This window comes from Yersinia sp. 2545 StPb PI, assembly GCF_052217125.1.
Taxonomy (GTDB): Bacteria; Pseudomonadota; Gammaproteobacteria; order Enterobacterales; family Enterobacteriaceae; genus Yersinia; species Yersinia enterocolitica_E.
Map to the genome: position 1 here is coordinate 2717645 of NZ_JAZGPY010000001.1, position 13571 is coordinate 2731215.

Consider the following 13571-nt stretch of genomic DNA (forward strand, 5'->3'; position numbering starts at 1 on the left):
ATTAATTTTCTCTATTATTGCGGCTCTCGCCATTCTATTTGTAAGCTATTTTAGAATATTAACAATCTTCTCTCACCAAAGCAGCTAACGTCTGTAAACCAATATCAGCTTGTTCTTCTGTTGCATGACTGAAGTTAAGTCGTAACTGGCCACAGCCCTCTGACGGATATGGCAGGAACGATTCGCCCGGCATAAATGCAATATTTTTTTCGAGTGCTTTAGGCAATAGTTTACGAGTATCAATACAATGATTAAGTGTGAGCCAGAAGAATAACCCACCGGCAGGTTTCTCCCAAGTGGCAAGAGAACCAAAATGGCGTTGTAAAGAGATCTCAAATGCATCACGACGACTCTTATAATATGTGGCCAGTTGGTCCATATGTTCAGCATGGTTGGCGGCACCTAGCTGTTGCAATACCAGCCATTGGCTGATTCGGCTACTGTGTAGATCAGCCGCCTGCTTTAGCCGTGTCAGATAAGGAATTAACTCTGACGAAGCAACCAGATAGCCTAACCGCAATGCCGGGGATAAACTTTTAGAAAAGGACCCCTGATAAATCCACGGTGCGTGCTGTAATAAGGCACATACCGGCTTTCGCTCACACGGATCATAGACCAGGTCATGATAGGGATCATCTTCAAACAGCGGCAACATAAGGTCATCACACGCCTTTGCTAATGTGGCCCGCTGCGTACTATCAAGACAGTGACCACTTGGATTCTGAAAAGTTGGGATGCTGTAGGCAAAAGCAGGCTTTTCTGTTTTGAGTTTATCAATATCAGGTTGTGCCGAATCATAAGCCACAAATTGTGCCCCGAAGAACCGAAATACCTGCAATGCCGCCAAATAAGTGGGCGACTCAACAGCGACAGGTGTTCCTGCATCAATAAATAATTTAGCGACCAGATCAATTCCTTGTTGCGAGCCTGAAATAATCAGGACCTGCTCCTCAGTGCAAGATAAACCGCGCCTACATAAATTCTGCGCAATATGCCTGCGCAATTCTGTTTCCCCTTCACTGGCCCCGTATTGCAACATCGATTGCGGCATTCCTTCCAGGTGCAAGTGCGGGAAACTTTCAACCGCAGGCAAGCCGCCAGCAAATGAGATCATCCCAGGCAGTTCAATAACAGAGAGTATTTCCCGTATAGGCGAGGGGTGAAGATCGTGCAGCCGTGAGGAAAATCGATTATTCTGATCCACTACAGTCTTATTCATGGCAGTCCTTCCATAAAGGTCAACATATTTGACCTTTATGGACAGTAAAATGGACGGCTGATTACGTCAATAGTATTGACCTAATTATTTTTTAATTTGTGATAAAAATCCGATGGCAACCTCCAAAAACGTCCCGCAACAGGAAGACCAACGACTGCATCAAGCCATCGAACAGTTCTATTTTGGTTATCGGACATTTACTGAACTACCGGATAAATTACTGGCTCAGCGAGGATTAGGTCGGGTTCACCACCGCATCCTGTACTTTGTCGGACACAATCCTGATATCGCCATCAATGCCTTGTTGGGAATTCTGAAAATCAGCAAACAAGCGCTTAATGCACCATTAAAACAATTAGTTAAAATGGAGCTAATCACGGTTACCACCGCCGAATATGATCAAAGAGTGCGGCAGTTATCTCTCTCCCCCGCCGGTAAAAAGCTTGAATCTCAATTAACAGAGACACAAATGCAACTGCTACGACAGGTATTCCAACAACTGGGAAAAGAAACAGAAACAGCGTGGCTGCAAGTTATGCAATGTCTTAATAAGGATTGAGATTAGCATCAAATTATAAGATGTTCTGTGTGAGCTATACTCGAATGAGATTAATGGCTGGCATTTAATAGAAGGGATAAAGAGTGATAGACCATACGGGGATTAACGTTACTAATATATTAATAAGTAAAGATTTTTACAGTGTAGCGCTTGCACCTCTCAATTACGAGATACGTCTAAACCTTGGTGATGCCTGTGGTTTTGGTGTGAAAATTTCAGCCAATGGGGATGATCCCGGCGGTGACTTTTGGGTAATGGAAGGTAAACCTTATACCCCAAGAAGCCATATCGCTTTCCGTGCTGCAAGCAAAAATGAGGTCAATCAATTCTATAATGCTGCCATGGAAGCTGGTGCAATATCGAATGGAGAGCCTGACTACCGTCCTCATTATCATGAAAACTATTATGCTGCATTTGTTCTTGATCCAGATGGTTACAATATTGAAGCTGTCTATCATGGCAAATAATTTATAAAATAAAGGTTTCTATTTAATCAGAATGGCTATCTACTGATGATATGCACTGTTTTCGTGCATTAAATTTGACACTCACCATCGCCACTAAACAATACTCCTAATTACTATGTTGCATATCGATTATGCTTTTAATATCTGCTAGCATCCCTGCCAGCGCTATCACATAACTTAATTGATCGGAGAAAGCGCTCAATCCAGCAATGTCGAGCGTTATACGCTATTTTATTAGTTACTCAACCGCGATGAGTATTAATAACACTTTGAATAAGGCAATTTTGGAATTGAAGATAACGTTGATAATAGCCGGTATTGTTGTGATCATCGCGGTGATAGTCTGGCTCATTCTTCGCTCGGCAGCTAAAGACGTTGAGGATGATTATTAAATGATGATCCTCTGATTTAACCTCCCTCCAGCTTGCAGTGCTAAAGAGAAGGTTGAAATCCTTCTATGCTCCCAAACAGCCATTGAGAAACCAACGTTAAAATAAGTATTCTGCATATATTACTTGCTTCCCCATACCTTGTGTGGGCCTCGTTATATAAATAAGCGAGTTAGCGAGCATACTTGTGGTTATGTGATGCATGTCATTTCAAATCAATTGTAATTGATCACTTTTTGATCAATCATTTTAGTGCCAAATCCACAGCGCTTTCATGTCTGTCAACCTGTAAGCAAGCTATGAGACCCTGTAAAAGGTTATGGATTAGGTCTTGCTTCCGCCACGAAACATCATGTCTACAAGTAATTAGATGCTAGTGGCGGCCTTTTGTATTGAAAACCGGACAATCACTTCCTCTACCTTCTTCCACCGAGCAATCATCACATATCAGGTAAATTACCGTGCCACTGGCCCTGGTGTAACACCCTTCATTTTACCAATGCCCCACTAATCCCTTCAGTCCCCTCTTTATAAGGAAACATTAAATACTCCGTCTCACCATCGCCCAGTTTCTCTAGTTTAGTGTTAAAGACCGCTTCATAGAATTTTTGTGCCCGATACATGCCTGCAACACAAATCTCAAACTAGCCACCGATATTTGCTTTCATCATATTCTCTAGTAGGTTTTTTCAGATAACGTCCTAACACTCATTCTTATAAATGGTGTTTTTTTATACAACATTATTAATCAAGTTATCTGAAACTACTTCATTGACGAAATATCAGAACATCGAGGGGTTATTTTTATCCATTATCAAGCTCCAGAAATGACAAAGCCCCAGCGATTAGCTGAGGCTTTAAATTTGGTGCTGTGATAGCTGACCCTGTAACCGTACCAATGATAATGCAATCCTTGCACCAAGGTAACTATCACAGCACCGTATAATTTACATTGTAATTATAAACAAACAGTAAACATGACCAACTTTATAGTGGGCATGACTCACAAAATGGCAAAGCCCCTACCGTTAAGCTAAGGGCTGAAATTTGGCCCGCCACCGAGGTCTCGAACCTCGCACCTACAACAACTATGGTTATCGGCTCTATCCAGCTGAGCTAGTGGCGGTTACAGAGCGAATTCTACGCATCAATTTATAAGCACGCCATCAACAAGGTTACTTTTCAGATTATTCAGCCCACCAATCCAAGTTCAAAAACGACAAAACCCCACCGAAGCGAGGTTTATTTGGCTGGCTAGGCACTACTGCACAAACAATTCTTATCACACTAATGCACTTTTTGCGGCCGCACCGACACTTTTATCATAAATTTCTGACTTCATTATTGCCGGATCCATTTCTAGGCAAGAAACAGATCAAGGCATGGACAGAAAGATTACAGCAGGCCATCAAGATTGCCGATGAAATAGAAATAGCGCTAAGAGTGAGCAGTATTTATGTACTGCAGCAAAAGTCAGGGCATGGCTACACAAGAGATGGTTTCAATAGTCGGTGGCGCAATGCAAAATTACTGGCCGCAAAGACATTTCCTGAATTGGATTTTGATTTCACGTTTCATGATTTAAAGGCAATGGGAATATCCGATTTAGTCAAATTAATCACTATCTTATTGACAATAACAATATTTGAGGCTTTATTACATCATTAGTGAAATGTTTTTTAATATATTGCCACCACTGAACAAGTGTGAATACTATTGCAGAGTTGTCATGGCAAAATATCGTATTTTCTTACGACAACATATTTTAGTTTTATTTTTCTAAACCAAAAGACATCAGTTAATAAAATTAATATTCCAATAATCCTAACCTCACCACCAGTGTTAAATGTAACTAGAGCGCCAATAATAGCTAAAATAACCGAGCCTACCTTTGAGTACTTTGTCTATAATTTTTTAACTGATGTAACGCCATTCATTGCATAAGTGGCACCGCTTACCGTAAACAAGCATTTGTAACCCATACATCCCCATGACTAAAGAATTCTTTTTCTTCTATTATATTGTCCCAGAAATAAAGATAGCTATAAAAAATGTGATACTGAAAATTTATCGATAATAAATTACTATCAATTTAGTGATTAGCAAGTTATTTCAAAATTTGTTGTGCTATAGCTCTTACAACCCTATCAGATTGAAGAAGACCATCTCCGATAGCATGCTTCCCCCATGCAAACTCAAATCCAAATCACTGAAATTCTGCGCCTGCTGCACAACCTGATCCGTATTGGTACAGTGGCCGCGGTCGATCTCGACCAAGTCCTGCGCCGCGTGGCGACAGGAGACAATACCACCGGCTAGTTAAACTGGCTGACGCTGCGCGCCGGTCAATCGCGATCATGGTGAGCACCGTCCGAGGGTGAGTAGGTGTTGATATTGTCCCTCGGTGACGAACTGGATACAGCCTTTGTGCTGCGTGGCATTTTCTCTGATGACTTCCCGCCGCCGTCGGCCTCGGCGCATGGCCGACAGCGGAAAACTGGCCGCTGATTGAATTACCCGAACTACCGCAGTGGCTTTTGATTGAAGCGGTGAATCAAGGTTATATCGTTTCCACTTGGCCACTTGTCATAGAATAGCTCACAAGAAATACCGTTAATACACGCTGCCAAAATAGATGTATAGTTATATTTATCATCCAGATAACAGCAATAGGAGCTGTAATGTTCGGGCAAGATAAAACCGCTGGCACCATGATATGGTGGGAAAAAACCGTTGAATACTATTTCGTGGCTAAATATTTGAGTGACACAGCTGCTATAGCCCCATTAGATGGCAATCACGAGAAAGCCGGTGACAATATATTTACTCAGGGCAATAAATGGGTATTAATTGAATTTAAAAGAAGTAAGGCCGACTTAGAATCCGAAAAAACAAAGTTTATTAATTATCAACAGGCTCAAAGCGCTCTATCCGCAATTGATGGTCATCATTTCCTGATTTATGGCGGCATGCTCTACACAGGTGAATTTTCACTATGGGCACAAACCTATTTCTCTGGTAGAACCGGAGTCTCCCTAGATGAGGTCATCAAAAATGGTAAAGGCATAAGAGCTTTTATTATTTATGTCGAAGCATTTATCGCATTTAAAAAAGGTGGTAATCCTGGTAGTTCGGGTGGTCTGGGGGTAACGGATTATGCGCAAGTGGCTTGCGTCAATAAAAATGGGGATATATGTGCCTGTATGTCTCTTGACGAGTTCCGTCGTTCATTAGGTGCAAAACCGACGCCTGACGCAAAATACAAAAGTGCAGCGCCGAGTATGTAATCATCCTTATTTGTTTCTATAAATAGTGGCACTATTACTTAATCAGTAATAGTGCCACCTTATTTTGTGCTATCCCTCACACAGCCCCCATCACCTGCCCGCGCGTAGCAATCCGGCACCATAACAAATGTTACCACCCTGATCCGTAAAAATGGCTATCGCCTCTTGGGTTCCCGCTCCTGCTCTGATTATCCGCTATTTGCCTTTGAAAACTACATCCGTACCACGCAAATGTTGGCTGACACCATGGCTGAGGCCCATATGTGGGCCAACGATAAGCCGCTCACGCCCTCGCTGGCAAAGACATTTGTGTTGTGAGGCTATTTCACGCAATGACATCAAGCCAGCTCGGTACGCCGATTCGATGGCCTCCCAATCTGGTTTGGTCATTTGTTTACTCCAATAAAAAACCGCCGTAGGCGGTTTGATAATAATATTTAACACATAAAATGTGACTCCCAATATAGGGAATCTTCAACTATTTAATTATTAGTGCATCCGCCGTTAGCTTGACAGTGTCCATGTTCAGGAGTGCCAACATCAGGCCCCGTTGCAGGATCATTACAATACGGCCACCACTTGCTGGATGGATTACATTCTTCAGCCATAGCACCCGCAGATAGCGACATAACACTAACTAACAGTAAGCCTTTTAACATATCTTTCATCGTAACTTCCTCCATGATTAGCCGCCTAAAGTGACGGACGATGCGACGATTGCTTTTAATAACCTGCAATAGCCACCCTAATCATTAATTCATCAAGTCCACTAATCAATCAAATAAGTTGGTTTGTTTAACCGCTGTTAATAATAATTCTTATTTCCATTGGTAATGGCATTAAATTAAGGAAAATCTTATATATCCGCACCATTATCGATGGCACTCAAGGAATGCCACCTGTAATGCTACTTTACTGAGGTAATTTCCAATTCTGAGCTGGCAGGCCAGCACATGTAGCCATCGTCACCGACTTGTCCAACCCTGCAGTTGTCAGGCACTTATTTGACGCCACATTTCGCACATCCGAACCAACACCTTGAAGAGCTTTCCACTGTTGTTTTGTGTTCTGATAATCACAGGTTGCCATGACCGGAGTTGAGCCACCTTCATCTGACAAACACTGCCCACTTTTCAACACGATGTAATGGACGGTGTTTTTTTCTGAACTGGCCTTTGCCACGCTATCACAGGCTAACAAGGTGGGCTTACCTTGGGTATTCTCATCCAAACAGTTACGGCCATTTGCAATATTAAGATGGCCGGATATTGTTTCGGTAGCCATAGTCACTACCTTAGCTCCTTGGATATCTTCTTGTGAAGTTGCTGCAACCGAAGAGAACGATACAGTCAAAGCAACAATTAATGCAGATAAGCGAACTACCATATAATCACTCCTTGTGAATTAATTATCTTTCTAATTATTAACGTATTGTACTTAACAATAAATTAATGACCTGTTTTTTTATACAGTTAAAAGCTGACGCTATCAAGCCTTTATTTACAAGTTATTAACTCCATTTATATAACGTTAATGTCCGATCCTTTTTCATTGCTTCCGGGTGGCGTTCTGCCGCCAGCTAATAACCTCATCGAGCCGCCCCTTACAGATCCGCAACTCACGCTTAAGAGCTAGGGCATACAACCCACTATCGCCCCAAGTGGTACCAACGAATTCAGGTAGCGTACTTGTGCCTCGCAAGACAGGTTGATGTGCTTTCATTACGCAAGGATCAATTCAGAGAGTCAGGTATATACATCAGGCAGGGTAAGACAGGGGCAAAACAAATCAAGGAATGGTCGGAGCGATTACGTGACGCTATCGCGCTGGCTGAGTCCCTGTCCTTACAGCCGGGTATCAGCAGTATCTACATCATTCGCCAACGAACGGGACTGCGGTATACACGCGACGGTTTTAATAGTCGATGGCGCAAAGCCAAAGAAGCAGCAAAAGAAGCGCACCCTGAGCTGGATTTTAATTTCACCTTCCATGACCTGAAAGCTAAAGGGGTTTCTGATCTTGAGGGTTCACTCAGTGACAAACAGGCGATATCAGGACACAAGAATGCAGCTCAAACAGCACGATATGATCGTAAAATTGCGATAGTGCCAGCGGTAGGAGACCAGTAAAGCAGAAATAATATTATGAAGAGATATTATGAAAGGTGATTTTAGGCACAAAAAAACCGCCTCTCGGCGGTTAACGACATACTCATACTACTTTGTTTTACTTAGAATATTTTCCATGGTGCCCGGGGCGGGACTTGAACCCGCACAGCCATAAGCCGAGGGATTTTAAATCCCTTGTGTCTACCGATTTCACCACCCGGGCTCTGGAAAACTGGAGGCGCGTCCCGGAGTCGAACCGAGGTAGACGGATTTGCAATCCGTAGCATGGCCACTCTGCCAACGCGCCTTATTCTTCTTTGCCTTTACAGCTGAGGTTCGCCTTAAGCCAACCTACTAATTTGGAGCGGGAAACGAGACTCGAACTCGCGACCCCGACCTTGGCAAGGTCGTGCTCTACCAACTGAGCTATTCCCGCAACATCAGAACTTACTGATTCTTTTGCTATCTTTCGACATTTCGTTGCTGCCGTCTGATGCGATGCATTCTACTTACCTGACGCAATGAGTCAATAAAATTATCTGACTAATGTGTTCGTTTGCTGCTTTTTGCGGCGCTTCGATCAAGGTTCGAGCAAATCATTCCAGGCGGCGTTTAAATATTGAAACATTGACCAGAATGTCAGTACCGCAGCAATGTAGAGAAGAACAAAGCTGGCGAGCTCAACATTATGGTCTGGGCGCCAAAGCAAGCCAACCAGCGAACCCATTTGAGCCGTGGTTTTCACTTTACCAATCCATGACACCGCAACACTGCTGCGCTTACCGATTTCAGCCATCCACTCACGCAGGGAAGAAATGATGATTTCACGGGCAATCATAGTTGCCGCCGGTAGAGTGATCCACCAGACATGATAATGCTCAGCGACCAACACTAATGCGATGGCAACCATAACTTTATCCGCCACAGGGTCAAGAAAAGCCCCAAAACGGGTAGTTTGTTTCCAGCGGCGCGCTAAAAAGCCATCAAACCAATCGGTTGCTGCTGCAAACACAAATATGATGGCACAAACCATCGGAGCCCAAACGAATGGCAGATAAAACGCCAGAACGAAGAATGGGATGAGTACAACACGAAACAGGGTAAGCCAAGTCGGTATATTCAATTGCATAATGCTACGATAACTATCTGGCTGGGGTGGATATTATGAGTATGGTGCAACATTAGCCTCAGTGTTTCAATGCATTGTAGATTTTTTCTGCCAATGCTTGTGAAATACTCGGCACTTTTGCAATTTCCTCGACGCTAGCATTCAGTAAAGGTTGCAGTCCCCCCATATACTTCAGCAAAATTTGCCGCCGTTTAGGGCCAACTCCCTCTATCGTTTCTAATGCACTGGTATTTTTTACTTTAGCACGACGCTGCCTATGTCCGGTGATAGCATGGTTATGCGAGTCATCTCGGATATGTTGAATCAAATGCAATGCTGGTGAATCTGGTGGCAACGAGAACCCCTCCCCTTGCGCCTCCAGGAACAATGTTTCCAGCCCCGCTTTTCGATCACTTCCCTTAGCAACGCCGACCAATAATGGTTTTTGCTTATCCCACTCAACGGTGAGAGAAGCAAACACGTCAAAAGCCTGAGACAGCTGGCCTTTCCCTCCGTCAATGAAAATAACATCAGGAATTTTTTTGTCATCTAATGCCTTACCATATCGACGTTTAAGCACTTGAGACATCGCCGCATAATCATCACCGGGCGTTATGCCACTAATATTGTAGCGTCTATATTCCGAACGTACAGGACCATTTGCATCAAATACGACACAAGACGCGACAGTCTGCTCTCCCATCGTATGGCTGATATCAAAACATTCCATACGATTGATCTCATCAAGATTAAGAATCTTGGCTAACTCTTTCATTCGCTGATGTATTGTTGATTGCTGCGATAAACGAGTAATCAACGCAGTAGAGGCATTTGTGCGCGCAAGTTTAAGGTAACGCGCTCGATCCCCCCGAGGACGGCTTTGGATCTGAATTTTTCTTCCGGCCAACTCAGAAAGAGAGGAAGCCAGCAGATCCTTTTCCTCTAGGGTAAAGTCCAGCAAGATCTCACCTGGGAGCGTTCGCCCCTGGCTTCCTTGCAAATAAAACTGCCCAACAAAGGTCTGAACGACTTCACTGAGCTCAGTCCCAGCAGGAACTTTCGGGAAGTAACTCCGGCTTCCCAGCACTTTCCCTTGTCGAATAAATAGCACATGGACACAAGCTAACCCGGCATCAAACGCCACACCGATAACATCAAGATCTTCATTGTCGCCCGAAACGAATTGCTGTTCAGTAACTCGCCTTACTGCTTGTATTTGATCTCGAATACGCGCCGCATCTTCGAAATGCAACGATTGACTGGCTTCCTCCATCCGGGAAATCAGTTGTGTCAGTACCTGTTGGTCTTTGCCCGAGAGGAACAAACGCACATAATCAACCTGGCGTTGGTACTCATCATCGCTCACAAGACCTGCAACACAAGGGCCTGAACAACGGCCAATCTGATATTGCAGACAAGGCCGTGAACGATTGCGGTAGACACTGTTTTCACACTGCCTTACTGGAAAAAGTTTTTGCAATAATGCCAAGGTTTCGCGGACAGCATAAGAGTTCGGGAACGGGCCAAAATACTCACCCTTCTCATGCTTAGCACCGCGATGAATAGCTAAGCGCGGGTGAGTATCCGCACTCAAGAAAATAAGAGGATATGACTTATCATCACGCAACAGTACGTTGTAACGAGGCTGATAAAGCTTGATATAGTTATGCTCAAGCAGCAGTGCTTCCGTTTCTGTATGTGTCACGGTCACATCAATTTGAGCAATATTCTTAACCAAGGTCTCTGTTTTTCGACTGGCAACCTGAGCACGGAAATAACTCGTCAGACGTTTCTTGAGGTCTTTTGCTTTGCCGACATAAATAACTGTCCCCGTCTTATCATACATACGGTAAACACCAGGTTGGCTGGTGACAGTTTTCAAAAACTCTTTAGAATCGAAACAATCAGTCACTATTAGACAACGTCTCCGCGTTAAACAGACCGTGGCGAATGGCCAGATGGGTCAATTCAACGTCACCACTTATATTAAGCTTGCTAAACATCCGGTAGCGATAGCTGTTCACCGTTTTCGGACTCAGATGAAGTTGTTCCGAAATGTCGTTCACCTTTTGGCCTTTCGTTATCATGAGCATAATTTGTAACTCACGCTCTGATAAACAACTAAAAGGCGTTTCGGCTGGAGGCTCTAACTGACCCAAGGCCATCTGCTGCGCAATATCAGAAGCAATGTAGCGTTGCCCCGAATGAACCGCACGGATAGCCGTAACAACATCCTGAGGTGCTGCCCCCTTACTTAAATACCCACCGGCACCAGCCTGCATGACTTTTGCGGGCAGCGGATTTTCAGTATGGATGGTTAGCATGATAACTTTAGTATCTGGAGAAAAACGCAAAATCTTACGAGTTGCTTCCAACCCGCCGATACCGGGCATATTCATATCCATCAAAACGATATCAACAACATGGCTACGGCACCATTTTACCGCATCTTCACCACACTGCATCTCGCCCGCTACTTTGATACCCTTGATATCTTCAAGAATGCGTCGAATCCCTGCGCGCACCAGTTCGTGGTCATCAACAAGAAGAACGCTAATCAAAGAAAATTCTCCAAAAATAAGGGAGTAACCTAATCACGCTTTGTTTACGACAATGATATTACTTGTTTTCGACCAAAGAATGAATACAGAATAATTGCAAATTCATATCTATATTGTTTGACAGATATTATTTTTATCATCATTTCGACTATGTACATAAAATCGCTGACATATCAATTAACGACATGATAAAAAAGAAAAGTTTTTTTAAGAGTTTTCTTGGCATTACACTGCTATTCATGCAAACAGTAATTGCTGACATCCCGAAACTTATTTTTACATGAAAAAACACAACATATTGATACCACACAGGATCGGCTATTTCCGTTCTAATTTTGCGGCATAGGAATTATTCTTAGTTTTGTTTATTTATTGTTTATCTCTTATTCACGCTCAAAATGAGTGATTTTTGACACAAAATTACTCATTCAGAAATGGTATGATTTTTATGAACAAAACTCACTTAATTAAGATAATACTTACATAGTCAGAGGAAGCATCTTCCAGACATACCTATCCCCTGCTCGCCTTCGACCACATTTTGCGCCACAAACTAAAGATTAAGCACATGTTATCAAAGCTGACCATCAGTTTATGATATAATGCTATAACTGTTTAATAATGCCGCGAATGTTCACTGCTATACTGGGTTAGCCCACATCACTTTGTTCACAGGTAAGCTATCACTTCAGGAAAAAAAATGAGTAATCCAGACTTTACCACTTCTGCTGACCCAGAAACTTTAGCAAATGAAGTTGCATGTTTGAAAGCAACATTGACTCTATTGCTAAAAGCGATCGGCCAAGCCGATGCTGGGAAAGTAATCTTAAATATCGAACGTTCCATTGCCGGTATCGAAGACACTGCTCAAGCTGAAGTTTTCACCAATACCCTGGCACAAATCAAGAACGGCTATCGTCAATAGCTTATCAAGATATAGAGTCTTATTTTGCTCCGCTGCCATATATAGGAATTTCTTTGTTTTTCATTGAAATATATTCTATTGGCAGCTTTTTTAAATTTTTCGGGATTGCGATGGGACTGTTACTTAAAGCACTGATCGGCGCCATAGTTGTGGTATTGATTGGGCTATTATCGAAGACGCGCAATTACTATATTGCTGGTTTAATCCCGTTATTCCCTACTTTCGCCCTCATCGCACACTATATTGTTGGCCATGAGCGCAATATCGAAGCACTGCGCATAACAATTATATTCGGTTTATGGGCTATCATTCCCTACTTTATCTATTTGATATCGCTTTATTTTTTAATTGACTATTTACGCCTACCACTCGCATTGACCGCGGCTGTGTTATGTTGGGCCATCGCCGCCTGGATACTTATAGCTGCCTGGAACCAATGGCATAGTTAACGAAAACCATACCATTATCAGCGCAATAGTAATAAAACAAGCGCATGAATAGCCAACAGCGCCACAGAGAAGGTGAGATTCAAATTACTGATAGATTTTGATCTGACTTCATCAGAAGGTATATCACTTACTTGAATTTTTCTGACTCTGTAAACCCAGTACCCGCCGAGCACCACAAAAAGCAAGGCCAGAGACACCGCCAAGAGTGGAGATCCCCAGACTAAGTACTCACTTAATCCTGCAATAGCAAACCAAAGAATGACAAAGACCATGATTAACCACCTAAAGTTTTGATAGTCCGAGCTTAGCACACTCCTTAAAAACCATTAAGACCCACTTACAAGAAAAAAAGGAATGCAGAAAACATAAAATGTCAGTCTAAAAACATCATAAACAGCAGAAATGAAGTTAATAAATAGTTAATTTAAAAAAAGAACCGTATTGAACATCCACAATTAAATAGCATAAGATAAAGCGATAACTAAATTATAAGACAAAT

At 42.8% G+C, this 13571-nt stretch carries 14 protein-coding genes, 4 tRNA genes and 4 pseudogenes; 10 read left to right on the forward strand and 12 right to left on the reverse strand.

Features of this window, described 5'->3' with window-relative positions:
• Positions 1 to 58 precede the first annotated feature (58 nt).
• Positions 59 to 1219 (reverse strand): aminotransferase-like domain-containing protein, encoded by a 1161-nt coding sequence (locus V1955_RS12535; RefSeq protein WP_442820956.1) that lies wholly within the window; start codon positions 1217 to 1219, stop codon positions 59 to 61.
• Positions 1220 to 1331: 112 nt separating this feature from the next.
• Between V1955_RS12535 and V1955_RS12540 the strand changes: the two genes are divergently transcribed.
• Complete coding sequence (locus V1955_RS12540; RefSeq protein ID WP_083159106.1) at positions 1332 to 1778, forward strand: MarR family winged helix-turn-helix transcriptional regulator; 447 nt, start codon at positions 1332 to 1334, stop codon at positions 1776 to 1778.
• Between the two features lie 83 nt (positions 1779 to 1861).
• Positions 1862 to 2245 (forward strand): VOC family protein, encoded by a 384-nt coding sequence (locus V1955_RS12545; RefSeq protein WP_442820957.1) that lies wholly within the window; start codon positions 1862 to 1864, stop codon positions 2243 to 2245.
• A gap of 1437 nt (positions 2246 to 3682) precedes the next feature.
• Here V1955_RS12545 and V1955_RS12550 read toward each other — a convergent pair.
• Positions 3683 to 3760: transfer RNA gene (locus V1955_RS12550), tRNA-OTHER, on the reverse strand.
• A gap of 218 nt (positions 3761 to 3978) precedes the next feature.
• Here V1955_RS12550 and V1955_RS12555 point away from each other — a divergent pair.
• The 5 genes and pseudogenes from V1955_RS12555 to V1955_RS12575 all read left to right on the forward strand — a co-directional run.
• Positions 3979 to 4302: a hypothetical protein gene (locus V1955_RS12555; protein WP_193784672.1), complete on the forward strand. Its 324-nt coding sequence runs from the start codon at positions 3979 to 3981 to the stop codon at positions 4300 to 4302.
• 519 nt (positions 4303 to 4821) lie between these two features.
• Positions 4822 to 5118 (forward strand): annotated as a pseudogene (locus V1955_RS12560) (phage baseplate assembly protein V); the annotation flags it as partial.
• Positions 5112 to 5231 (forward strand): annotated as a pseudogene (locus V1955_RS12565) (phage tail protein); the annotation flags it as partial. The pseudogenes V1955_RS12560 and V1955_RS12565, both read left to right, overlap by 7 nt.
• Positions 5232 to 5315: 84 nt before the next feature.
• On the forward strand, positions 5316 to 5921 hold the full coding sequence (locus tag V1955_RS12570; protein ID WP_083159108.1) for a hypothetical protein: 606 nt from the start codon (positions 5316 to 5318) through the stop codon (positions 5919 to 5921).
• A 126-nt stretch (positions 5922 to 6047) separates the two neighbouring features.
• Positions 6048 to 6233, forward strand: a pseudogene (locus tag V1955_RS12575) (phage tail protein); the annotation flags it as partial.
• Between the two features lie 170 nt (positions 6234 to 6403).
• Here the strand turns inward: V1955_RS12575 and V1955_RS12580 are convergent.
• The 3 genes from V1955_RS12580 to lysC form a co-directional block, all read right to left on the reverse strand.
• Complete coding sequence (locus V1955_RS12580; RefSeq protein ID WP_372558812.1) at positions 6404 to 6589, reverse strand: hypothetical protein; 186 nt, start codon at positions 6587 to 6589, stop codon at positions 6404 to 6406.
• A gap of 244 nt (positions 6590 to 6833) precedes the next feature.
• Positions 6834 to 7307 carry a ricin-type beta-trefoil lectin domain protein gene (locus tag V1955_RS12585; RefSeq protein WP_083159110.1) on the reverse strand — a complete coding sequence of 158 codons (474 nt, stop codon included), beginning with the start codon at positions 7305 to 7307 and terminating at the stop codon, positions 6834 to 6836.
• 162 nt (positions 7308 to 7469) lie between these two features.
• Complete coding sequence (lysC, locus tag V1955_RS12590; RefSeq protein ID WP_420073916.1) at positions 7470 to 7643, reverse strand: Rz1-like lysis system protein LysC; 174 nt, start codon at positions 7641 to 7643, stop codon at positions 7470 to 7472.
• On the opposite strand from lysC, the pseudogene V1955_RS12595 reads away from it, so the two are divergent.
• Positions 7595 to 8050: pseudogene (locus tag V1955_RS12595) on the forward strand (tyrosine-type recombinase/integrase); the annotation flags it as partial. The gene lysC and the pseudogene V1955_RS12595 overlap by 49 nt on opposite strands.
• Positions 8051 to 8166: 116 nt before the next feature.
• Here V1955_RS12595 and V1955_RS12600 read toward each other — a convergent pair.
• The 6 genes from V1955_RS12600 to uvrY all read right to left on the reverse strand — a co-directional run bounded on the left by V1955_RS12600 (position 8167) and on the right by uvrY (position 11698).
• Positions 8167 to 8252 (reverse strand) — tRNA-Leu (locus tag V1955_RS12600).
• Positions 8253 to 8262: 10 nt separating this feature from the next.
• Positions 8263 to 8336 (reverse strand) — tRNA-Cys (locus V1955_RS12605).
• Between the two features lie 53 nt (positions 8337 to 8389).
• Positions 8390 to 8465 (reverse strand) — tRNA-Gly (locus V1955_RS12610).
• 144 nt (positions 8466 to 8609) lie between these two features.
• On the reverse strand, positions 8610 to 9158 hold the full coding sequence (gene pgsA / locus V1955_RS12615) for a CDP-diacylglycerol--glycerol-3-phosphate 3-phosphatidyltransferase (protein ID WP_083159111.1): 549 nt from the start codon (positions 9156 to 9158) through the stop codon (positions 8610 to 8612).
• Between the two features lie 58 nt (positions 9159 to 9216).
• Positions 9217 to 11049, reverse strand: a complete 1833-nt coding sequence (gene uvrC / locus V1955_RS12620; RefSeq protein WP_442820958.1) for an excinuclease ABC subunit UvrC — start codon at positions 11047 to 11049, stop codon at positions 9217 to 9219.
• Positions 11042 to 11698 carry a UvrY/SirA/GacA family response regulator transcription factor gene (gene uvrY, locus V1955_RS12625; protein ID WP_083159113.1) on the reverse strand — a complete coding sequence of 219 codons (657 nt, stop codon included), beginning with the start codon at positions 11696 to 11698 and terminating at the stop codon, positions 11042 to 11044. Before uvrY ends, uvrC begins: the two co-directional genes overlap by 8 nt.
• A 700-nt stretch (positions 11699 to 12398) precedes the next feature.
• Between uvrY and V1955_RS12630 the strand changes: the two genes are divergently transcribed.
• Together V1955_RS12630 and V1955_RS12635 are read left to right on the forward strand one after the other, a co-directional pair.
• Entirely contained in the window at positions 12399 to 12623 is a 225-nt protein-coding gene (locus V1955_RS12630; RefSeq protein WP_083159114.1) for a DUF2594 family protein, read from the forward strand.
• A 110-nt stretch (positions 12624 to 12733) separates the two neighbouring features.
• A complete protein-coding gene (locus tag V1955_RS12635) occupies positions 12734 to 13072 on the forward strand; it encodes a GlpM family protein (RefSeq protein WP_083163697.1) in 339 nt (112 codons plus the stop codon).
• Between the two features lie 17 nt (positions 13073 to 13089).
• Here the strand turns inward: V1955_RS12635 and V1955_RS12640 are convergent, their stop codons facing one another.
• Positions 13090 to 13344 carry a hypothetical protein gene (locus V1955_RS12640; protein ID WP_083159115.1) on the reverse strand — a complete coding sequence of 85 codons (255 nt, stop codon included), beginning with the start codon at positions 13342 to 13344 and terminating at the stop codon, positions 13090 to 13092.
• Positions 13345 to 13571: the final 227 nt, after the last annotated feature.